The organism is Saccharibacillus alkalitolerans (assembly GCF_011090185.1).
Lineage (GTDB): Bacteria > Bacillota > Bacilli > Paenibacillales > Paenibacillaceae > Saccharibacillus > Saccharibacillus alkalitolerans.
The window spans coordinates 606,472-626,567 of record NZ_JAAFGS010000003.1 but is presented as its reverse complement, the minus strand read 5'-3'; the positions used below and the strand labels follow the sequence as shown (position 1 = coordinate 626,567).

The following is a 20,096-nucleotide window of genomic DNA, read 5'->3' as shown; positions in this document are numbered from 1 at the left end:
TATGGAACGAAAAGCAAAATCGGATAAAGGCCTGCGAATCGCGGGAATCGATATTCCGGCCGGCCAGGAACGAACGATCGTCGCTTACGAACCGGGCAATCCGAATATGGGCGATTACGAAGCGTACGCCCGCGTGACCCGGGGCATCGAAGCGATGCTCGAAGAGCGCTACGGCATCGCCTATACGCTGTATGCCAGCGACGACGGCAACAGCGACTATTGGGATCTGCTCGAAGAAGACGTGAAGAAAGGCGCTGCGGAAGTGGAATGCGCCGGGAAGATTTACGAAGGCCTTGAAGGCCGGACTTTCGCTTACGACGAGGACAGCAGCTCGCCGGAATATACGATCCATCCGGCCATTCGCAACAATGTGTTCGTATACCCGCAGCAGGGCGTGGCGCTGGCGCGCATTCCGATGTTCCGCCAGCACGGCATCTACAGCGAAGATTTCGTGTTCGCGACGGACGACGAGGCGATCAGCCGATTCCTGGGCAGCGTTCGCACCCGTCAGCGCAATCGGGAGAAAAATCGGATCACCGTATTCACGGACACGAACAACGGCATTCAGCGGGAAAGCGAGCCGATCACCCGCACGGTAACGCGCGACGATGTCATTTTGCCCGAACCGCTGAAAAAAGAAATTTACCGGTCGCTCGATCAATTTTTCGCTTCGGACCGGACTTTTTACCATAAGCATAATCTGCCGTTCAAACGGGGCATCCTGCTCTACGGACGTCCCGGCAACGGCAAAACGACGCTGGTGAAGTCGATCGCCGGCAGCGTGCCGGGACCGGCCGCTTACTGGCAGATTACCGAATATACGTCCAGCGGCTCCGTTCAGGAAGTGTTCGAGACGGCCGCTCGCCTGGCGCCGATGGTGCTCGTTATCGAAGATATCGACTCCATGCCGCAGGGCGTACGCTCCTTTTTCCTGAACACGCTGGACGGCGCCACTTCGAAGGAAGGCATATTCCTGATCGGTACCACGAACTATCCCGACAAGATCGATCCGGGCCTGATGAACCGCGCCGGCCGCTTCGACCGATCGTACGAGATCATGCTGCCGGACGAAGGCATGCGCCGGGCGTTCCTGGAACGCCGCGGACTGACGGAATTCGTCTCGCAGCAGGGGTTCGAGCAGGCGATATCGCTGACGAAAGGCTTCAGCATGGCGCAGCTCGGCGAGCTCTACGTATCGGCCGCCCTGGATTGGAACGAGCGCGGCGAAGCGGATATCGCGGGCATCGTCCGTTCGATGAACGGGGAACTGAGCAAGGAGAAGAAGGGCAGCTGGATGGACGGACGGGACGGCGGAATCGGATTTCAGTTCTGAAGCGGATTGAAAAAGCGATCGCGATTTATCAAGAAACCGGTTAGGCGCCGCATGCGGCGTCTAACCGGTTTTTTTGATGGTCGATACGCTCTTTGTAAGACTAATGAAAATATAGCTTACATTCATCTTGTCATTTGTTTGCTCCTTAACTATAATGCGTCGTAACAGTAGTGGATTAAAGAAAAAGAAAACAAACTACGGAGGCGTTTATGGAGCAGATTGCGAATTCGATTTCAGCGGTACTATGGAGCACGCCCGTCATCTACATCTGCTTGGGCGTCGGTTTGATTTTCAGCCTGCTGACGAGGTTTTTGCAGGTAAGGCACATCAAGGAAATGATCGTGCTGATGTTCAGGGGCAAGAGTTCGGATGCGGGCGTGTCTTCTTTTCAAGCTTTGGCCATCGCTTTGTCGGGAAGAGTGGGGACAGGCAATATCGCGGGCGTCGGTACGGCGATCGGACTGGGAGGTCCGGGGGCGGTATTTTGGATGTGGGCTATCGCTTTTATCGGGGCGGCGACCGCCTACATCGAGTCGACGCTGGGTCAAATTTATAAAGTGAAGCAGGACGGGCAGTATCGCGGAGGTCCCGCCTACTACATCGAGAAAGGGATCGGCTGGAAGTGGTTCGCCATCATCTTCGCGATTGCGGCGCTGCTGGCGATGAGCCTGCTGATGCCCGGAGTGCAGTCCAATTCGATCGCGGTAGGCATGAAAAATGCTTTCGGCATTACCCCGGCGGTGACCGGAACGGTATTGGTCGTGCTGCTTGCCGTCATTATTTTCGGCGGGGTACGCAGCATCGCCCGAGTGGCGGAGTTCGTCGTGCCGTTCATGGCTCTGGCTTACATCTTGATGGCGGTCGTCATCATCGGAATGAATTTTACGCAAATTCCGCAGGTATTCGGTTTGATTTTCCGGAGCGCGTTCGCTTCGGACGCCGCTTTCGGCGGAATCGTCGGTTCGGCGATCGCCTGGGGCGTCAAGCGCGGCATCTATTCCAACGAGGCGGGACAGGGGACGGGGCCGCATGCCGCTTCGGCCGCGGAAGTCTCCCACCCGGCGAAGCAGGGATTGGTACAGGCGTTTTCCGTATACGTCGACACGCTGCTCGTCTGCTCGGCGACGGCATTCATGATCCTGTTCACGGGCATGTATAACGTAGAAGACGGCAGCGGCAGCTTTATCGTGCAGAACCTGCCGGGCGTGGAAGAAGGGGCGGGGTATACGCAGGCGGCGATCGAATCCGTCGTACCGGGGCTCGGTGCCGGATTTGTCGCGATTGCGCTGTTCTTCTTCGCCTTTACGACCATCATGGCCTACTATTATATCGCGGAGACCAATCTGGCGTATCTGTTCAAAGGGAAGAAGTTGTTCGGCCCGGCGCTGATTCTGAAGCTCGTCGTACTGGGCGCCACTTTCTACGGGACGGTCAAAACGGCCGCTCTGGCCTGGACGCTGGGCGATATCGGCCTCGGGCTGATGGTCTGGCTGAACGTTATCGCCATTCTTCTCCTGGCCAAGCCGGCGCTTCAGACGCTCAGAGATTACGAGCGGCAGAAGAAGGAAGGGCTCGACCCCGTCTTCGATCCGGAGAAGCTCGGCATCCGCAACGCGGAAATCTGGAAGGAAATTAACGGCGGGCCGTCCGGCGCGATATCGCAGCCGCCGAAGAATCGCTGATTCGCAGCCGCTTCGCGCGGAAGCTTCCTGCGCGAAGCGCCGGGGCTTCCTGCGGAAAGTCCGAACGCGCGAACACGGAGCCTACGAACGAACCCCCTCATCCGGCGGATGAGGGGGTTCGTTTTTTGCTTATCGCTTTGACTGCCGTTTCTTCATTGCGGCAGGCCGGGATTAGATGATGCGGCGGCGCAGCCAGCCGGAAATCAGGTCGATGATGATGACCAGAATCACGATGCCCAGCAGGATAATGCCGACGCGGCCCCAGTTCCGGGTCTGCAGGGCGAAGATCAGCGGGGTGCCGATGCCGCCCGCGCCGACGAGACCGAGCACGGTCGCGGAACGGATGTTGATCTCGAACCGGTACAGCGCATACGAGATGAACTGCGGGATGACCTGCGGCAGCACGGCGAAGCGCAGCACCTGCAGCTTGCTCGCGCCGCTGGAGATCAGCGCTTCGCGCGGGCCGTTGTCGACGGCTTCGATCGTTTCGGAATAGAGCTTCGCCAGCATGCCGATCGAGTGGACGCCGAGCGCCAGTACGCCCGCGAACGCGCCGGGACCGACCGCGACGATGAACAGGATCGCCATGATGATTTCCGGGAATACCCGGATGACCGTCAGCACGAATTTGCCGCTGCCGGATACGATCTTCAGTCGGCTCATGTTATCCGAAGCCCAGAAGGCGAACGGTATACAGAGGAAGGCGGAGATGAACGTGCCGAGAATGGAAATGATCAGTGTCTCCAGCAGGCCTCTAAGCAGGTCTTCTCCTTCGGGCATGTATACATAGTCCCAATCGGGGTGTGTGAATCCGTGCCAGATCGATTTCATGACCGTGGCGCCGTATTCCTGAATGCCTTCGAACTGCATCGCGGACAGCGACCACACGAACAGAACGATAAGCAGCGCGCCGACGATCCAGTTGCGGATCAGCGGAAGACGGGATTTGGAAGGAACGGATTGGTTCATAGCAATTTCCTCCGTAAGTAAGTACTCGCGTAGTCGATGATCAGAACGATCACGAGCGTCAGCAGAATGATCGTCGAAGCGCGGTCATAGCGCAGCGAGTTGAGCTGCTGGTCCAGATGCAGACCGATACCGCCCGCGCCGACGAAACCGAGCACGGCGGCCGCTCGCACGTTGACCTCGAACGTGTACAGCACGTACGAGAAGAAGTAAGGCAGCGCCTGCGGCACGACGCCGAAGACGATCAATTGAATCTTGTTGGCGCCCGACGCCGTCATCGCTTCGAGCGGGCCCGGGTCGATCGCTTCGATCGCTTCGTACGTCAGCTTGGCGACGAGACCGAACGAGAAGAAGACGAGCGCCAGCATGCCGGCGAACGCGCCGATGCCGAATACCGCAACGAAGATGGCGGCGAACAGCAGGTCGGGAATGGTACGCACGAGATTCAGCACCATACGCGCCGGAATCGAAACGATTTTCTGAGGCATAATATTGACCGCGCACAGCAGCGCGACCGGCACGGCAAGCACCGAACCGATCATCGTGCCGGCGATGGCGATCTGAACCGTTTCGAGCATCGGTTCCCAAATATCTTCGGCATAGCTCCAATCCGGACGGGCCATTTCGCCCAGGATGCGTCCCATATTGTCGCGGGCGTTCTGGCTGAACAGGGCCGTGAAATCGGCGTCCACGCTGACCAGGCAGACGATCAGAACGGCGATAAACAGCAGCCAGGTTCCGAGCATTTTATAACGTTGAAGGCCTTTGGATTCGATGGTCGGGGCCGGCTTTTTGGAAGGCGGAGGAGGAGGCGCGCCTACTTCCGCCGCTTCCGGCTTGGGAGCGGGCGTCATACCGTTGCGCCTCCTTTTTTTGCAGCCTCGGCCGCAAGCAGCTCGTCCTCGTTGATCGGACGGCCGTAGATTTCGGCGAATTTCGCGTCGGTTGCTTCGGAGACCGGACCGTCGAACACGACTTCGCCGGCGCGAAGGCCGATGATGCGCGTCGCGTATTCGCGGGCCAGATCGATGAAGTGCAGGTTGACGATCGTCGTGATCTTCAGATCGCGGTTAATTCGCTGGAGATCGTCCATGACCTGGCGGGTCGTCAGCGGATCAAGGGAAGCGACCGGCTCGTCGGCCAGAATGACTTTGGGCTGCTGGGCCAGCGCGCGCGCGATCGAAACCCGCTGCTGCTGTCCGCCGGACAGCTGATCGGCGCGTGTGAAAGCTTTCTCGCGGATATTGACGCGGCTCAGCGCGTCCAGCGAGATTTCATGGTCTTCTTTCGGGAAGTAGCCGAACATCGTGCTGAACGTGGAATGGTAGCCGACGCGGCCGGACAGCACGTTGCGCAGCACGGTCGCCCGTTTTACGAGATTGAAGCTCTGGAAAATCATGCCGATATCTCGGCGGATGCGGCGAAGCTGCTTGCCGTTTGCCCGGGTGACCGATTTGCCGTCGACGAGAATCTCGCCCGCGCTGATGTCGTGCAGACGGTTGATGGAACGCAGCAGCGTCGATTTGCCCGCGCCGGACAATCCGACGATGACGACGAACTCGCCTTCTTTAATCGTGAGATTGATGTTATTCAGGCCGATCGTGCCGTTGGGATACTGCTTGATTACATTTTTAAATTCGATCATCGTTGCCCGCTTTCTCCGGATTCGCATCCCTGCTTGGCGGGGAAGAACCGGTTGGATTCGTACCGTCTCCAAACGCCGCACAGCGCCGCTGGCGGCTGTAAAAAACCGCAAGCGGCGCTGCATGAAAGAACGGAGAGGGCGCGTTTGGATAGGTTTTGCCGAAATTATACCATAACGCTCCTGAACTGGCGAAGATTAGAACTACTCGATTTTTTGGCCGACCGCTTCAGCGGATTCACGAACGATATTGAAGTTAGCGTCGTCGCCTTTCGCATAACCCACGTGCGTGTATACGTCATTGATGACTTTTTGGCCTTCCGGATCTTCGCCCAGCGCGATGAACGCGTCGGCAATCTTGTCTTTCCACTCCTGCGACATGTCGTTGCGCACGCTGATCGTGTCGTTCGGGATCTTGTCCGTAGCATACAGAATTTCCGTCTTGTCGAATACGTCCGGAACGTCGCCTTTGACCGTGTTGCGCGCGTCCTGGAAGACGGCAACCGCGTCAACCTGTCCGTTCAGCAGAGCCAGTACCGCTTGGTCATGACCTTTGAGCGTAACGCCCTGAACGTCTTTGGTCGGGTCCATACCTTCTTTGATCATGGCAGCCGCCGGGAATACGTAGCCCGCGGAAGACGTAACGTCCTGCCAGCCCATTTTTTTGCCTTTCAGATCTTCCAGGCTCTTGATGCCGGAATCCTTTTTCACGAGGATCAAGGATTTGTAGAAGTCGACTTTTTCTTCCGTCGGAGCGCCTGTTGCTTCTTCGACGCCGTAGCGCTGAGCCTGCAGCAGAAGGTCCGCGGATTTTCTGACGTCATGAGCCAGCACGTAACCGTTAGGAGGCAGGAAGCCTACGTCGACCTGTTTCGCGGACATGGCTTCGATGATGGTGTTATAGTTAGGAGAAACGCTGACTTTTACCGGAATGCCGAGCTTGTCGCCGAGCAGCTTCTCGAGCGGCTTCGCTTTGGCTTCGAGCGTTTCCGCGTTTTGCGAAGGAACGAATTGAACGCGCAGTTCTTTCGGAACAAAGCCCGCGGCTTCCGTCTTTGTATCGTTATTGGCTGCGGCGTCTCCGCCCGACGCGTTGCTGTTGTTGTTGCTTCCGCATGCCGCGAGGCTTGCCGTAACTGCGAGAGACATGCAGATCGTAAGTACTTTCTTGAACAAAATCTTTTCCCCCTTGGTGGTTATGTGTGTGATGCAGACGTTACGGCTTGAAGCCGACAAACAGAAGTGTACCAGCAATTTCCTCGTTATGAGTAAAGTTGGAACGCGATTTTTGTTAAATGCATGTAAAAATCTGCGCCCTTCTCTTGCGGAAAACACCGTTAAATGTCATCCTAATCAAGCCGGGGAAAAGGGGGACGCTCTGTCGGACCGCTTCAAAAGACGAACATTATTCTTACTTGTGTCAGTTAATATGCTGCTTTTTTCGCTAACTACCACTGGTAAATTAATGTTCATAAACGATATTACCATAAAAAACGAAAAATGCACGGACTTTATTCAAAATTTTGGGATAAAAAAGGCGAAAGTCGCTGCTTGAAAAAGCAGGTGTCAATCAATCTTACATAATGGAGGAGAGTAAACTGAGTATTAAAGCGGCCTTAAGAATTTTGGAAACGACGGATCTGCACGTTCATATGATGAATTACGATTATTACGGCGACCGGCCGGTATCGGAATACGGATTCGCGCAGACGGCGTCTTTGATCCGCCAGGCGAGAGCCGAGAAAAAGAACGTGCTGCTGTTCGATAACGGCGATCTGCTGCAGGGCAATCCGATGGGCGATTACATGGCGTCGGGCGGCTTGGCGGAACAGGCGGAAGTCCACCCGGTCTATCGGGCGATGAACGAACTGGGGTACGACGCGGCCACGCTCGGCAACCACGAGTTCAATTACGGGTTGGAGTATCTGGATCGCGTCCTTGCGGGGGCTTCTTTCCCGTATACGAACGCGAACCTGTATCTCGACGGAGCGGACGTACCGGCGAATGCGCATTATCTGCCTCCGTATCTGCTGCTCGAACGGACGGTGGAAGACGAAGAGGGGCATGTCCATCCCATCAAAATCGGAGTGATCGGGCTGGTGACGCCGCAGATCATGAATTGGGACAAAGCCAATCTGGAAGGCCGCTTGAAGGCGGAAGATATGGTCGAGACGGCGAAAGCTTTCGTGCCGAAGCTGAAGGAGGAAGGCGCGGATCTGATCGTTCTTCTCGCGCACTGCGGGTACGAGGATATTCCGGAAGCGCCGATGACGGAAAACGCCGTCCTGCATTTGAGCCGTATTCCCGGAGTGGACGCCATTCTGTTCGGTCACGCGCATAAAGTGTTCCCCGGCGCGGCATTCGAAGGAAAAACGGGCGTCGACCTGAAGCGCGGCACCGTCAACGGCGTGCCGGCGGTCGAAGCGGGCTATGCGGGGGATCATCTCGGGGTAGTGGATTTGGACCTGGAGCTCGGAAGCGGCGGATGGAAAGTGACGGGCGGCCAAGCGGAAGCCCGGCCGGTCTATAATGCGGCGCAGGCGGCCGCGCTGGTAAGAACGGACGACGCGGTCGCCGAAGCGGTACGGGAAGCCCACGAGGGCACGCTGGCCTATATCCGCGCGGCGGTAGGGGAGACGACGGAGCCGATCGACAGCTTTTTCGCCTTGGTGCGGGACAGCGCTTCGGTACAGATCGTCAACGACGCGCAGCGCTGGTATTTGAAAAAAGAGATGCAGGGCACGCCGTACGAGAATCTTCCGGTATTGGCCGCCGGCGCGCCCTTCAAGACGGGCGGACGCTACGGTCCTTCGTACTATACGAGTATTCCCGCCGGGCCGCTGGCCGTCAAGCATATCGCCGACCTCTACAATTATCCGAACACGCTGTGCGCCGTACTGCTCAACGGCGCGGAGCTGAGAGAGTGGCTGGAATGGGCGGCCGGGCTGTTCCGCACGATCGATCCGCAGGGAGGAAGCGGCCAAAGCCTGATCGATCCCGACTTCCCTTCTTTCAATTTCGATATCGTGGACGGAGTCTCTTACACGATCGACGTCAGCCGTCCGGCCAAATATTCCGCCGCATGCGAGCTGCTGCATCCGGATTCGCGCCGGATCGGCGATCTCCGTTACGAGGGGCGCCCGGTGGAAGACGGGGAGAAATTCGTGATCGCGACCAACAATTACCGCGCGTTCTCCACGCCGATCGCCAATCCCGACGGGCGGCGCGTCGTGCTGGAAGCGCCGGACGAGAACCGGCAGATCCTGACGGATTATATTCGAAGTTCCGGCGTGCTGGCGCCGAAGGCGGACGGCAATTGGAAATTGACCGGCGTTCCCGCCGGGCTGACGGCGGAGCTGCTGTCGTCGCCGGAAGCTCGCGGAGCGGGACTGCCGGCAGGCATCGAATTCGCGGGCATGACCGAGGACGGCTTTGCCCGTTTTACGATCGAAGTCTCCGCCCTCAATCACGGATGAGTCCGCGACTCCCGTGGAAGAACGAATAAAAAAAGCTGCCCCGATCGGTCGTGACCGATACGGGGCAGCTTTTTTCGGGAAAAAGAGAGGCGTAAAGAGTAAAGAGCCGGCAGGGAGTTCGGATCAGTCCGCCAAGCGATACAGATCGGAAGTCAGATTGATCCGGTCCTTCAATCCGCTTGTCGCGTGGATCCGATTGTCTTCCGTCACGAAAAACGCTTCGACGCCGGGCTGCTTCTCGATGTAAGCCATGCCGTCTTCGAGACCCATAACGAAGGCGGCGGTGGAAAGCGCGTCGGCATCCGTGGCCTCGTCGCTGACGATGGTAAGGCTCATCAGGCCGTTCTGCGTCGGATAGCCGGTACGCGGATCGAGAATATGATGATAGCGGACGCCGTCCTGCATGAAGTAGCGTTCGTACACGCCCGAAGAGTCGATCGTCTCGTTGTTGACCTTGATCGTGCCCAGTTGGCTGCCGCGGCTCTTGTCCGGGTCCTGAAGGCCCACGTTCCAATCCGCGCCTCCCGGCTTGCCGCCGACGGTAATGATGCTGCTGCCCCCCAAGTTGATCAGGGCGCTGTTCAGCCCGCGGTCGCGCAAATACGCCGATACGCGGTCGGCCGCGTAGCCTTTGCCGATCGAGCCCAGATCGAGGATCATGCCCGGCTCTTCGAGCTTGATCGTCCGAGCGGCTTCGTCGAGCTCGACCTTCCGGTAGTCGGTCAGCCTGCGTGCCGCTTCGAGACGGTTCCGATCCGGGACCTTCGCGTTTTCATGCCCGATGTCCCAGAGATTGATCAGCGGACCGATCGAAGGGTCGAGCAGTCCGTCCGTATCTTTCGCGTAGCGCAGAGCCAGCTTGACGACGTCGAACGTTCCCTGCGACACCTTGATCGCGTCTTTGCCTGCCGCGGCGTTCACCTTATAGAGATCGCTGTCCGGATTGGTACGGCTTAACTCCAGGTCGATCTTTCCGAGCAGGTCGCGGATTTCGTCCATGTTTTGTTCGGTTGCTTTTTCGTCGTAGATCTTGATCGTCGCGACCGTATCGTAGACGTAAAAGGTTGCCGATAGCGGATCGCGCTGCTGCGTCTGGGCCGCTTCCGTTCTCGGCGTGTTATCCTGTCCGCAGCCGCTAAGAGCCGCGCCGGCAATAAGGGCGGCACCGGCCGCTTTCATGATTTTTTCTGCATGCTTCCACATTGTCGAAGTCACCATCCTGTCAGAGTGGCCCTTCGTCCGTGATCATCCCGGCAGGAGTACGTGAAAGACCTCACAACTATCATACTCCTCCGGGATACGTGGAAACATCAAAAAATTAGTCAAATTTTTGAGTATTTTTCGATTCCTTATGAAGCTTCGGCGCTTTCGGAGTTTTCGGCGCTTTCGGCGTGCCGTTTTCTCTCAGCTGCTGTTCTTTAGCGGCGTCGAAAATCGATTTATACTCGGCTAGCATGCGTTTTTCGCGTTTTCTGTGTTCGTGATGTTCGTCGGAAAGAGCTTTATGAAGCGAGAAGCACATCCCGACCATGATGACGGAAAAAGGCAGCGCCACGACGATCGAAGCGGTTTGCAGAGCGCTGAGACCGCCGCTGACCAACAGGACGATGGCGATCGAAGACTGCACGATGCCCCAGGTCACTTTGATTTTTCCGGACGGATGCAGGTTGCCTTTGGAAGACAGCATGCCCAGCACGAAGGTGGCGGAATCGGCCGACGTAATGAAGAACATGCCGATCAGCATCAGCGCCAGGAACGATACGATCGCGCCCATCGGCAGATTATGCAGCATTAAGAACAGGGCGGACGTGACGTCGTTTTGAACCGCTTCGGCCAAGCCGCTGTTTTGATAGCGCTCGGAATAAATGCCGGAACCGCCGAACGTCGCGAACCAGAAGCAGCCGAACAGGCTCGGTACGAGCAGGACGCCCAGAACGAATTCCCGAATGGTGCGGCCTTTGGAGACCCGGGCGATGAACGTGCCGACGAACGGCGCCCAGGAAATCCACCAGGCCCAATAAAACAGCGTCCAGGCCGCAACCCACGTGCTGTCGGAGAACGGGGTCATGCGCAGGCTCATTTGAACGAGGTTTTGCAGATATCCGCCGAGCGTGACGGTAAACGTATCGAAAATGAACGAAGTCGGGCCGACGAACAGCACGAAGAGCAGCAGCAGCACCGCGATGACCAGATTGGCGTTGCTCAAGATCCGTATCCCGCGATCCAGCCCGGTGGTCGACGAGGCCAAATACAGGACGGTCACGATCACGATGATGATGACCATCATGAAGGTGCTGCTCTGATAGCCGAAGATCTGCTCGATGCCGCCCGCGATTTGCAGCGTGCCGAGACCGAGCGAGGTCGCCACGCCGAAAGCGGTCGCGATGATGGCGAGCACGTCGATCGTTTTGCCGATCGGTCCGTTCACCCGTTCGCCGAGCAGCGGGACAAAGGTCGAGCTGATCAGCCCTTTATACCCTTTGCGGAACTGGAAATAGGCGAGCGAAAGCGCGATGACCGAATAAATGGCCCACGGGTGTAGTCCCCAGTGGAAGAAGGAATAGCGCATGGAGATCCGCGCCGCATAAGCGGTGCCGCCATCTACGTCTTCGGGAGGATCGATATAGTGCGAGACGGGTTCCGCCACCCCCCAGAAAACGAGGCCGATGCCCATGCCGGCGCTGAACAGCATGGCGAACCAAGAAGTCGTCGAGTATTCGGGTTCATCCTCGTCTTTGCCCAGTTTGATGCGTCCGAATCGTCCGAACGCCAGATACAAGGCAAACACCAGGAAGCCGAAAGCGGTCAGGAGGTAAAACCAACCGAATTTTTCCGTGGAAAAATCAAGCGCGATCTGCGCCGAATTCCCGAGCTGTTCGGGGAAGAAAGCCCCCCATAACACGAATGTCAAAATGATCGCAAGAGCGATGCCAAAAACCATAAATTGTACTCCTTTCTTTGGAAAGTTCCGCGGTCCGCGAAACTTGATTCAGCATTCATTACCCAAGTTAGCGAACAACGAAAAAAGCCGACTCAAAGGTCGGCAGGAAAGACGAGTCCGAACTGCCTGCGGGCTTCTTCCATCACCTCGGCGGCGGCCAGCGAACAGGCGCGGGAGTTGACGGACGATTCGGAGGCGCCCGAGCGGACGACGTCCACGAATTCCTGAAGCTCGTAGCTCATGACCGGTTTGCCGGCCGGTTCGCTCAAGTCTTCGATGCTGCCGTCGCGGTAGCGGATCTGCACGCTGCGCGGTTCGCTGATCTTGTCGATCAGAATGCTGCCGAGCTCGCCCTGAATTTCCGAAGGCACGAGCGAATCGGTGATTTTGGAATACATGACGACCGCGTCCATGTCTTTGTAGCGAGCCAGCAGGCTGCCTTCGCCGTCAACGCCGGACTCCAGCATGTAGGCGGTGGCCTTGACCTCTTCCGGTCTGCCGAACAGCAGCACCATCGGATAAATGCAGTACAGGCCGAGATCCATCAGCGCGCCGTTGGAGAACTCGGGCCGGAACGCGTTCAGCACCATGCCTTCCTTATAAGCGTCGTACCGGGACGAATACTGGCCGTAGTTGGCAAAATAGCGCCGGATCGGGCCGATCTTATGCAGGTTTTCCCGCAGCAGCGCGAAGGAAGGAAGCAGGGTGGTCTTGACCGCTTCCATGAGCACGGCTCCGCCTTCTTCCGCGGCTTCGAACATGGCTTTTACTTCGCCCGCATTGGAAGCCATAGGCTTTTCGCACAGGACATGCTTGCCCTGCTTGAGAAACAGGATCGACTGCTCCGCATGCAGCGAGTTGGGGCTGGCAATATAAACGGCGTCGATCCGGTCCGAGGCGGCCATTTCATCGAGGTCCGTAAACGTAAGCCCGATTCCGAAGCGGTCCGCGAATTCGCGCGCGCGTTGTTCGGTGCGTGAGTAAACCGCGGCGAGCTCCAGACCGTCCGTTTGCCGCGCTGCGTCGATAAAACGTTCCGTAATAAAATTCGTGCCGATCATGCCGAATCGAATCATGAATAAATCCACTCCCAGCTCATGTATTGAAAAAACCGATAATGTTCCAGTCCATCATAACACGAGTCGTCAAGTCAGGATTCGTAATTTTTGACGTTGCGCAGCGTCGATTCGTCGCTGTCTCCGTCGGGTTTCGAAATAATGGACAGGCTGCCGTTCGGTTCGAGGACGATGGCGTGAATCTTCCCCATCGAATCGATGCCTTTGTTTCGTGCGGCCTGCCAGACTTCATCGGGGCTCATTCGGCCCTTTTTCATCGCGTCCGGAAGAAAATGGTCGTCGTAGTACAGCAGCGTAGGCGCGGACTTCACGATCTTTTCGAACGGCTTGAAGCGGGAAGTCGTCCAGGACACGAGAAACTGCATGCCGACCAGAACCAGGTAAGCCGTCAGCCCGTCGGTGAGCGTAATCGATTGGTTGAGCAGAATGGTGGCAAGGGTAGAGCCTAAGGCGACGCTGACGACCATATCGAAAGCGTTCATCTGCGTCAGCGTCCGCTTCCCGCCGAAGCGCAGCATGACGACGAGCGAGATGTAAGCCAGCACGCCGACCAGCAGCGTTCTTCCGATGGATTCCCAACTGTTGAATAACATGACCAAGCCTCCTCTCGCTTCCCTATTACCCCGGTTTATCCGCGCAGCCACATCGTGCGATAATCCGGAAAAGCATAGGGGCTCAAGCGGACGTCCTGAAGACGGGAATCGTACACCGTATGTTGAAAGGTGGTATACAGCGGAAGCCATACGCAGGCGCGGTGCAGTTCCGCCATGATGCCGTCCAGCCGCCGGCGCCTCGTTTGAGGCTCGGGTTCTCTTCTGATTTCCGCAACCTCGGCGTTTAAGGCTTCAAGCTGCGGCTTGGCGAGCACGTTTTGCAGGACGCCGGAAAGTTCGGACAGCAGCGCGAGTTCGGACAATTCGGCAGAAGGGTGAAGCACGATGCTGCCCAGCAGCAGGTCGGCGGGTTCGTCGAAAAGAGTCCACTGCCGGAAAGGCAGTATGCCGGGCTCGCAAGCGATTCCGCCGCGTCCGAGCCGTTCCGCAACCCATTCCAAGTCTTCGGCGTGCAGCGGCATGTCATAGGAAGAGAGGCGGAGCGGAAAGCGGCCCGGCTCCGAATGGGACGGATGAACGCTCAATGGCTCGCCGGCCGCCTGATCGACTTCGGGCAGGCGGAACACCGGGTGGGTCTTCTCGGCGCAGCGGTCGAGGTCGATCCGGTCCGGCGCGCCGCCGGGAAATCGATATGCTCCTTCGAGGGGCTTCCGGTTGCCGCCCAATGCCCCGGCAGGTTCCGCTTCCGCGATCAATCGGGCGGCCTTGCTGCGGAATTCCCGGCTGAGCTGCGGACCGTTTGTTCGGAAATTGAATATCAAAAATTTGAGTTCCAGCTTTTCCCGCGACAATTCGGATTCTTCCCGAAGGGAGTCCGTATCTTTTTCCCGGAAAGGCACGAAGCCGATCTGGTCGGCGCCGGGAGCGCCGCCGAAATCGGCAAGCACCCACATGACCACTTTGTCCAGATGAGGACGTCCCAGAAAATAACGGTCGAAAGCTTCGATCGTCAATCCGTTGGAGCCGCTGTGCGTCAGGACATACGGGCCGCTTCCCGAAAAAGGCGGCGCATGCACGGCGTCCGTGCCGGCGGAAAGGCCGCTTTCGCGGACAACGGAAGAGGAGGGAAGGGCCAGAATGTCCGCCAACAGCGGTTCGGGAACGGAAGTCTCGATCTTAAGTCTGTAAGGCCCGTCCGCTTCGATCCCGGATAGATTGCCGTACCAGTGCCTGTGCGGCGAAGCCGTATCGGAACTGCGAAGGCGCTTAAGCGTGAAAGTCGCGTCCCGAGCCGTCAATTCCGAGCCGTCATGAAAAAGAACGCCTTTTCGCAAATAAAACGTCCAGCGGGTATAGTCTTCGGAATGTTCCCAAGCATGGGCGATATGAGCGGCCGCGCTTCCGTCTGCCGCCGGCAGAAGAAGAGGATCGAACAGCTGCCCGAACAGATGATATTCGGTTTGGCGCACGGCAAAAGCGGGATCGAGCGGACCGGCCGCCCGGTAAAACGAAAAGTGCAGCGATTCCTCGATCCGACGTCGTCCGCCGCGCTCGGCCGCGTCCAGCCGGTATCCCATCCGCTGCGAAAGCCAAGCGGCAAAACGGCGTTCCGCCGCCGCGCTTGCCGTCAGCGAGGAAAAGGCGCGTTCGAAGTGCCCCGAGTCGAAGTCTTTGCAGCTTTTCTCGAACAAAAGGTCTTCCGGGGAGACCAGAAGGCGCAGACGCGAACGTCGGCTTCTGCCGCTTCCGGGCCGCCACGCGACCCACCCTTCCGATTCCCACCTGCGCAGCAGAAACACGGCGTTTCGGGTCGTGCAGCACAGCAGCTCGGCGAGCGCCGCAAGCGCAACGGGAACTTCGCTGCGGCGGTATTCGGCGGGAAGTTTTTCGTAGAGGCTAATATAATGATCTTCGGGCTGCACGAAATCGCTCCTTTGCAAAAGGGTGAAAAGATTTGCTGTCCGGTATTCGCTTTTTCTTCATCCTTAAACGACCCATAATCGAACATACGGCAGTCGCGGGCGTTTTCGCGGCTGTGCCGATCTCAAGCCGAAATCCGGGCGTCGAAAGGATGAAACGATATGCTGAAGCGGATGCTCGCTATGAGTATGGCCGTTCTTGTGACTTGGATCTGGTCGTCTTCTTATTTTCTCAACGTTTATGCTTTTGAACAAGGACTCGGTCCTTTTACCCTGTCGGGCCTGCGGTTTCTGATCGGTTCCGCCGTCCTTGCCGTTATCCTTGTGCCGAGTTATCGGAGGAGAAGGGCGAAAGGGAACAAAGACGCAAACCGGCCGAAAAAACGTCCACCTCTATATGTATGGCTGCTGCTGGGACTTTCCGGGTATGCGGCGGCGCAGGGGCTGCAGTATGCGGGTCAAAGACTGCTCGAGCCGACGCAGGTATCTTTGATTCTGAGCATGGCCAATACGTTGATGGTGCTGGCGGTCGATCGCCTCGGCGCCGGGGAATCCCGGGACGGGGTTACCGTTCCGGGGGCGCTCGTCATGATTGCGGGAGTCGTTTTGTTTTATTTTCCCTGGCATTTCGGCGGGGGAAGCGCTTGGGGAATCTCGCTCGTGCTGCTTTCGTCGGCCGGGTACGCGCTGCACTTGACGCTCAATCGTCGGATGCTCGCCAATGCCTGGTCGGATCCTTTGCTGCTGACGCTTGTTCCGATGGCGATCGGCGGCGCCGTACTGTTAAGCTGCGGCTTGGCATTCGAAGAAGCGCCCCGCTTTGGCGGAGCGCTTGTCGGAGTCGTGCTGTGTCTCGGAATCGTGAACGGAGCGGCTGCCTTTTTGCTGTGGACTTGGAGCCAGCAATTTCTGAGCGCGGGCGACAGCGGATTGATCAACAATTTGATGCTGCCCGAAATCGCGCTGCTCGAAATGGTTCTTTTTGATCGGCGGTTCGAGGCTTGGCAGTGGGGCGGGATTACGCTGGTGCTGGCGGCCGTCATAGTCGTGCAGGCACGCAGGCAGCTTCGCGTTAGACGCCAAGCTGACGTTCGTTCCCCTTAAGCTTTGCGTCCGCGTTTTTTATTTGCTGCGGCCCAAGCGGTTGAAATGTCTGCGCAGGCCTTCCCCGAGTAGGCTGAACGCCAGCACGGCGTAGACGATCGCGCAGACGGGTACCATGACGGAGGCGAAACGTCCCACTCCCAAGTCGGCCACGTGATCCGAGAGCATGGAACCCCAATCGTGGGCGGTGTTGATGAATTCGAAGTCGTTGTTCATGCCGGCTTCGGCCGATCCCGGATTCAGGTAGACGGTCAGAACGCCGAGCTGGCCGATCAGGATCAGCACTTTGCCGAGGTCCAGGCAGAAATTGACGATCATTTCCGGCAGCAGAGCCGGTATGTAGTAGGCTTTCAGCAGGCGGAGAGGCCGAAGCCCCAGCGCTCGCCCGGCTTCCATGTACGACTCGTGCGAGATCGAGGCGGCCTGCTGCCTGACGATATAGCCGACTCGGCCCGTTTCGACCAGAGCCATGATGCCGATCATCCAATAAAGCCTTCCCGACGAATAGAGGAAAAAGGGAACCGCCGCAAGCAGCACGGTCATCAGCAGAGTCGGCACGGAGGAGAACAGCTGATTCAGCCAGTTCAGCAGCGCGTTGGCGGCTCCGCGCTTGCGCCGGGCCATCAGGCCCAGCGGAATGCCGATCGCGTAGCGCAGCACGGATACCGCGAAGACGATCAGCAGCGTCTCCCTTGCTCCGATCACGATCCGGCTGAGGTTGTCGACGCCGAATTTGCTCGAGCCGAGCGGGTTCTGCCAGGAGATGGGGTACGGCGCCTTCTTCAGATGACCGTCTTCCATGCGGAACCGGATTTGTTCCAGATTGCGGTCGATAAAAGGCAGATAAGGACCGAGCGCGGCGATCAGCAGCAAGAGGGCAAGCATGGCCGCGCCGGTCCACAACAGAACGTTTTTTCTCAACTCGAAACTTCCTTTCCGCGGTCTTCGCAGAGCGAAGAAGACCGTTTATTGGGCGGATATCCGTCTCCGGGCCAGATAGCCGATCAGCTGGAATACCAGCGTCAGCAGCATAAAGCAGAGGGCGGTGCCGATGATGACTCCGGGCTCGACATTGTTTGCCGCCGAAGCGATCTTGTTATAGCCGATCGCCTGGAACATTCGGTACGATACGCCGGGGACGTTGCGCAGCGCTTCGATCAGCAGCAGACTCGACAGAATATAGACGCCGACGGGCATGAAATGGGTCAGGACGCGCCCCGCGGCATTGCTCATGATATGGCGCAAAAAGACCAGATGTTCCGGCAGGCCTTTGGCCCGGGCCGTCTGGATATACATCTTGCCTTCTTCCGACGCGATCGAAGCGGAAGTCACGCGGGCGATATAGAACACGGGATAGATCGCGGCCAGCACGGTGGGAAGGACGAACGCTTCCCAGCCTTCGCGGGCGAAAAACTGGATGCCCAGCTCCTGATGGTGAAGCAGATAGCGCCTGGCGATCAGCAGCAGGAAGAAGTCCGGCAGCGCCTGCATCAGCCAGGTCATGCCGCCGCCGAGCAGGGAGAATCGGGTACGGGACAGCGCGTAATCGAGCATGCCTTTCGGAACGCCGAGCAGAAATCCCGTCAGCAGGGCGCCGAAGATGACCGGAAGGCTTTCCCACAGGGCGGCCAGCACGACCGGACCGACGGATTCTCCGTAGCGGGTTTCGCCGAGCGAGCCGTGCGCGAACAGATTGGCCGCGTAAGTTCGGATATTTTCTCCGTATTCGTGCCAATTCAGGCTTCCGTCGGGAATAACCCAGTAGTCTTTCGTCATAGTGACCGTAAAGCTCCTCGGAATCAGGGCGACAAGGACGACGAAGACGAACACGGCCAGGCAGATGGACAACGACCTTAGCATGGACTTGAACAGAAAACAGCCCTCCTTTCCAATGACTGGAAGAAATTGAACAGTGGATTATTCGCTAGTTTAGACGAAGATGAATGTCTTTACAAGCAAAAAAAATTAGTTGTGTAAAGAAAACTCACATGTAAAACCATATTGCTTTTTCGCGCGTCTTTATAAGTTTGGGGTAATGAAAAGAAGACGTCCGGAAACTGCGCACAAAGGAAGATGAAACCGGGAAGCGGGAAAGGGGAGAGACAAAAATGACTCGGAAAACGCCGTGGGATATGACCATCCGAGAGTTCGCCGAGCGGGCGGGCAGTTCGAAAGCGACGCCGGGCGGGGGCAGCACTTCCGCGCTGGCGGCCGCGCTCGGTTCGGCGATGACGTCGATGGCCGCGAGCCTTTCGCATCGGGAACGCACGCCGGATCAAATCGAACATATCGAGGCGGCGGAACTTGAAATGAAGGAAGTGTCGGCGGAGTGCGAGCGGTTGATGTCCGAAGATATGCGGAGCTTTGCCGAGTATTTGAAAGCGAACGAGGCGGCGGAAACGGAAGAGGACGAGGCGCTGATCCGGGCGGCGCACAAGACGATCGAGGTGCCGCTGTCGCTGATGGAAGTGTGTATCCGCGGCCTGAAAAGCGCGCGCGGCATCGCCGAAGCGACGCGGGAACATGTCTTGTCGGATCTCGGAGTCGGGATCGTCATGTTCGAAGCGGCGGCCCGGTCGGCTTATTTGACCGTCCGCATCAACCTTCCGGCGTGCGGCGACGCAGGGAAGCGGGAAGCCTACGGCGACCGCGCGGACGTGCTGCTGCTTCAGGCGGAGCGGCTGCGGGAACTGGCGCTCAACGAAGTGACGCGGGCGATCGAACGGGCCGCGGAGAAGGAAGCCGGCGGGAGCTGACGCCATCCGCGCGCCGGCGCGCGGATGGCGTCCGGGCAAAAGGAATGGCATAATGAAGAAACGGGACCGGCAGCTGCGGAGCTTCCGGTCTTTGGGTTGCGGAAGGAGAGGAAGAGATGGAAGGCGGACAGCCGGATGAAATCATATACAGCGCGCAGACGCCCGAACAGTGGAAACGGCGGCGCGCCGAATTGGGGCGCTGGGCGGAACGGGAAAAGATCCGCCGGTCGTCCAAGCGAACCGGGCTGCTCGACGGCGTCGAAGTCGACGCGGAGCTGCTGGAAGCGCTCCGGCTTTTGAACGCCGCCGGCGTGCGGACGGAATTTTCCTGCGCGGGCGTCAGTCCCCTGGACGAGCCCGAAGAGCATTCCCTTTATGCGTACGTCACGTTGATCGACAGCGAGTCTGCCCGCGCTTTCGTCGATCGCGCGATGCGGCGGATGGGACGCCGTCTGCTCGTGTCTTACGAACCGTCGGGACGGCGATACGACTTGTCCTCGTTCATGCTCGGCCAAAATCGTTCGTTCTGCCTGCTGCTGGAAGCGTGCGCGCGGGAATTCGCGCGGGGCGGACGGGGATAGAGTCAAGTCGGAACAACCGCGCAATGGCGATAGAGAATACGTTCGCCGCGATACGCGTAATCGAAC

The 20,096-nt window shown here is 58.1% G+C and carries 17 protein-coding genes; 6 read left to right on the top strand and 11 right to left on the bottom strand.

Translation table 11 applies throughout. The features are described from left to right. Position 1 precedes the first annotated feature (1 nt). Positions 2–1,333, top strand: a complete 1,332-nt coding sequence (locus GYN08_RS11575) for an ATP-binding protein (protein WP_206023693.1) — start codon at positions 2–4, stop codon at positions 1,331–1,333. A gap of 209 nt (positions 1,334–1,542) precedes the next feature. Next, on the top strand, positions 1,543–3,015 hold the full coding sequence (locus GYN08_RS11570) for an alanine/glycine:cation symporter family protein (protein WP_166274344.1): 1,473 nt from the start codon (positions 1,543–1,545) through the stop codon (positions 3,013–3,015). 171 nt (positions 3,016–3,186) lie between these two features. Here the strand turns inward: GYN08_RS11570 and phnE (GYN08_RS11565) are convergent, their stop codons facing one another. From phnE (GYN08_RS11565) to GYN08_RS11550, 4 genes are all read right to left on the bottom strand, one after another. After that, entirely contained in the window at positions 3,187–3,984 is a 798-nt protein-coding gene (gene phnE, locus GYN08_RS11565) for a phosphonate ABC transporter, permease protein PhnE (protein WP_166274343.1), read from the bottom strand. Beyond that, positions 3,981–4,835, bottom strand: coding sequence for a phosphonate ABC transporter, permease protein PhnE (phnE, locus tag GYN08_RS11560; protein WP_206023692.1), 855 nt, complete (start codon positions 4,833–4,835; stop codon positions 3,981–3,983). The genes phnE (GYN08_RS11565) and phnE (GYN08_RS11560) overlap by 4 nt, the downstream gene beginning before the upstream one ends. Further along, positions 4,832–5,626 carry a phosphonate ABC transporter ATP-binding protein gene (phnC, locus tag GYN08_RS11555; protein ID WP_166274342.1) on the bottom strand — a complete coding sequence of 265 codons (795 nt, stop codon included), beginning with the start codon at positions 5,624–5,626 and terminating at the stop codon, positions 4,832–4,834. Before phnC ends, phnE (GYN08_RS11560) begins: the two co-directional genes overlap by 4 nt. 201 nt (positions 5,627–5,827) lie before the next feature. Continuing rightward, positions 5,828–6,799 carry a phosphate/phosphite/phosphonate ABC transporter substrate-binding protein gene (locus tag GYN08_RS11550; RefSeq protein WP_166274341.1) on the bottom strand — a complete coding sequence of 324 codons (972 nt, stop codon included), beginning with the start codon at positions 6,797–6,799 and terminating at the stop codon, positions 5,828–5,830. Between the two features lie 407 nt (positions 6,800–7,206). Between GYN08_RS11550 and GYN08_RS11545 the strand changes: the two genes are divergently transcribed. Next, complete coding sequence (locus GYN08_RS11545; protein ID WP_166274340.1) at positions 7,207–9,099, top strand: bifunctional 2',3'-cyclic-nucleotide 2'-phosphodiesterase/3'-nucleotidase; 1,893 nt, start codon at positions 7,207–7,209, stop codon at positions 9,097–9,099. 123 nt (positions 9,100–9,222) lie between these two features. Here GYN08_RS11545 and GYN08_RS11540 read toward each other — a convergent pair whose 3' ends face one another. The 5 genes from GYN08_RS11540 to GYN08_RS11520 form a co-directional block, all read right to left on the bottom strand. Next, positions 9,223–10,302 carry an FAD:protein FMN transferase gene (locus tag GYN08_RS11540; RefSeq protein ID WP_235946147.1) on the bottom strand — a complete coding sequence of 360 codons (1,080 nt, stop codon included), beginning with the start codon at positions 10,300–10,302 and terminating at the stop codon, positions 9,223–9,225. Positions 10,303–10,417: 115 nt separating this feature from the next. Next, the gene (locus GYN08_RS11535; protein WP_166274338.1) at positions 10,418–12,040 is read right to left on the bottom strand and encodes a glycine betaine uptake BCCT transporter; all 1,623 of its coding nucleotides are present in this window, start codon (positions 12,038–12,040) and stop codon (positions 10,418–10,420) included. A 92-nt stretch (positions 12,041–12,132) separates the two neighbouring features. After that, a complete protein-coding gene (locus GYN08_RS11530) occupies positions 12,133–13,116 on the bottom strand; it encodes a Gfo/Idh/MocA family protein (RefSeq protein ID WP_166274337.1) in 984 nt (327 codons plus the stop codon). 74 nt (positions 13,117–13,190) lie between these two features. Next, the gene (locus GYN08_RS11525) at positions 13,191–13,709 is read right to left on the bottom strand and encodes a DUF421 domain-containing protein (RefSeq protein WP_166274336.1); all 519 of its coding nucleotides are present in this window, start codon (positions 13,707–13,709) and stop codon (positions 13,191–13,193) included. A gap of 35 nt (positions 13,710–13,744) precedes the next feature. Further along, positions 13,745–15,592, bottom strand: a complete 1,848-nt coding sequence (locus GYN08_RS11520) for an ABC transporter substrate-binding protein (protein ID WP_166274335.1) — start codon at positions 15,590–15,592, stop codon at positions 13,745–13,747. A 159-nt stretch (positions 15,593–15,751) separates the two neighbouring features. Here GYN08_RS11520 and GYN08_RS11515 point away from each other — a divergent pair, with 159 nt between their 5' ends. Further along, positions 15,752–16,693: a DMT family transporter gene (locus GYN08_RS11515; RefSeq protein WP_166274334.1), complete on the top strand. Its 942-nt coding sequence runs from the start codon at positions 15,752–15,754 to the stop codon at positions 16,691–16,693. An 18-nt stretch (positions 16,694–16,711) separates the two neighbouring features. On the opposite strand, the gene GYN08_RS11510 is transcribed toward GYN08_RS11515, so the two are convergent. Further along, complete coding sequence (locus GYN08_RS11510) at positions 16,712–17,614, bottom strand: ABC transporter permease (protein WP_235946143.1); 903 nt, start codon at positions 17,612–17,614, stop codon at positions 16,712–16,714. A 45-nt stretch (positions 17,615–17,659) separates the two neighbouring features. Further along, positions 17,660–18,469, bottom strand: coding sequence for an ABC transporter permease subunit (locus GYN08_RS11505; RefSeq protein WP_166274333.1), 810 nt, complete (start codon positions 18,467–18,469; stop codon positions 17,660–17,662). 332 nt (positions 18,470–18,801) lie between these two features. Here GYN08_RS11505 and GYN08_RS11500 point away from each other — a divergent pair, with 332 nt between their 5' ends. Continuing rightward, the gene (locus tag GYN08_RS11500) at positions 18,802–19,449 is read left to right on the top strand and encodes a cyclodeaminase/cyclohydrolase family protein (RefSeq protein WP_166274332.1); all 648 of its coding nucleotides are present in this window, start codon (positions 18,802–18,804) and stop codon (positions 19,447–19,449) included. Between the two features lie 116 nt (positions 19,450–19,565). After that, the gene (locus tag GYN08_RS11495) at positions 19,566–20,030 is read left to right on the top strand and encodes a hypothetical protein (RefSeq protein ID WP_166274331.1); all 465 of its coding nucleotides are present in this window, start codon (positions 19,566–19,568) and stop codon (positions 20,028–20,030) included. Positions 20,031–20,096: the final 66 nt, after the last annotated feature.

What these genes read in the sequence shown, in the direction of transcription:
- GYN08_RS11575 (WP_206023693.1), top strand. Translation starts at nt 2, where the DNA reads ATGGAACGAAAAGCAAAATCGGATAAAGGCCTGCGAATCGCGGGAATC.
- GYN08_RS11495 (WP_166274331.1), top strand. Translation starts at nt 19,566, where the DNA reads ATGGAAGGCGGACAGCCGGATGAAATCATATACAGCGCGCAGACGCCC.
- GYN08_RS11505 (WP_166274333.1), bottom strand. Translation starts at nt 18,469, where the DNA reads ATGACGAAAGACTACTGGGTTATTCCCGACGGAAGCCTGAATTGGCAC.
- GYN08_RS11535 (WP_166274338.1), bottom strand. Translation starts at nt 12,040, where the DNA reads ATGGTTTTTGGCATCGCTCTTGCGATCATTTTGACATTCGTGTTATGG.
- GYN08_RS11515 (WP_166274334.1), top strand. Translation starts at nt 15,752, where the DNA reads ATGCTGAAGCGGATGCTCGCTATGAGTATGGCCGTTCTTGTGACTTGG.
- phnE (WP_206023692.1), bottom strand. Translation starts at nt 4,835, where the DNA reads ATGACGCCCGCTCCCAAGCCGGAAGCGGCGGAAGTAGGCGCGCCTCCT.
- phnE (WP_166274343.1), bottom strand. Translation starts at nt 3,984, where the DNA reads ATGAACCAATCCGTTCCTTCCAAATCCCGTCTTCCGCTGATCCGCAAC.
- GYN08_RS11530 (WP_166274337.1), bottom strand. Translation starts at nt 13,116, where the DNA reads ATGATTCGATTCGGCATGATCGGCACGAATTTTATTACGGAACGTTTT.
- GYN08_RS11525 (WP_166274336.1), bottom strand. Translation starts at nt 13,709, where the DNA reads ATGTTATTCAACAGTTGGGAATCCATCGGAAGAACGCTGCTGGTCGGC.
- phnC (WP_166274342.1), bottom strand. Translation starts at nt 5,626, where the DNA reads ATGATCGAATTTAAAAATGTAATCAAGCAGTATCCCAACGGCACGATC.
- GYN08_RS11570 (WP_166274344.1), top strand. Translation starts at nt 1,543, where the DNA reads ATGGAGCAGATTGCGAATTCGATTTCAGCGGTACTATGGAGCACGCCC.
- GYN08_RS11500 (WP_166274332.1), top strand. Translation starts at nt 18,802, where the DNA reads ATGACTCGGAAAACGCCGTGGGATATGACCATCCGAGAGTTCGCCGAG.
- GYN08_RS11545 (WP_166274340.1), top strand. Translation starts at nt 7,207, where the DNA reads ATGGAGGAGAGTAAACTGAGTATTAAAGCGGCCTTAAGAATTTTGGAA.
- GYN08_RS11540 (WP_235946147.1), bottom strand. Translation starts at nt 10,302, where the DNA reads ATGTGGAAGCATGCAGAAAAAATCATGAAAGCGGCCGGTGCCGCCCTT.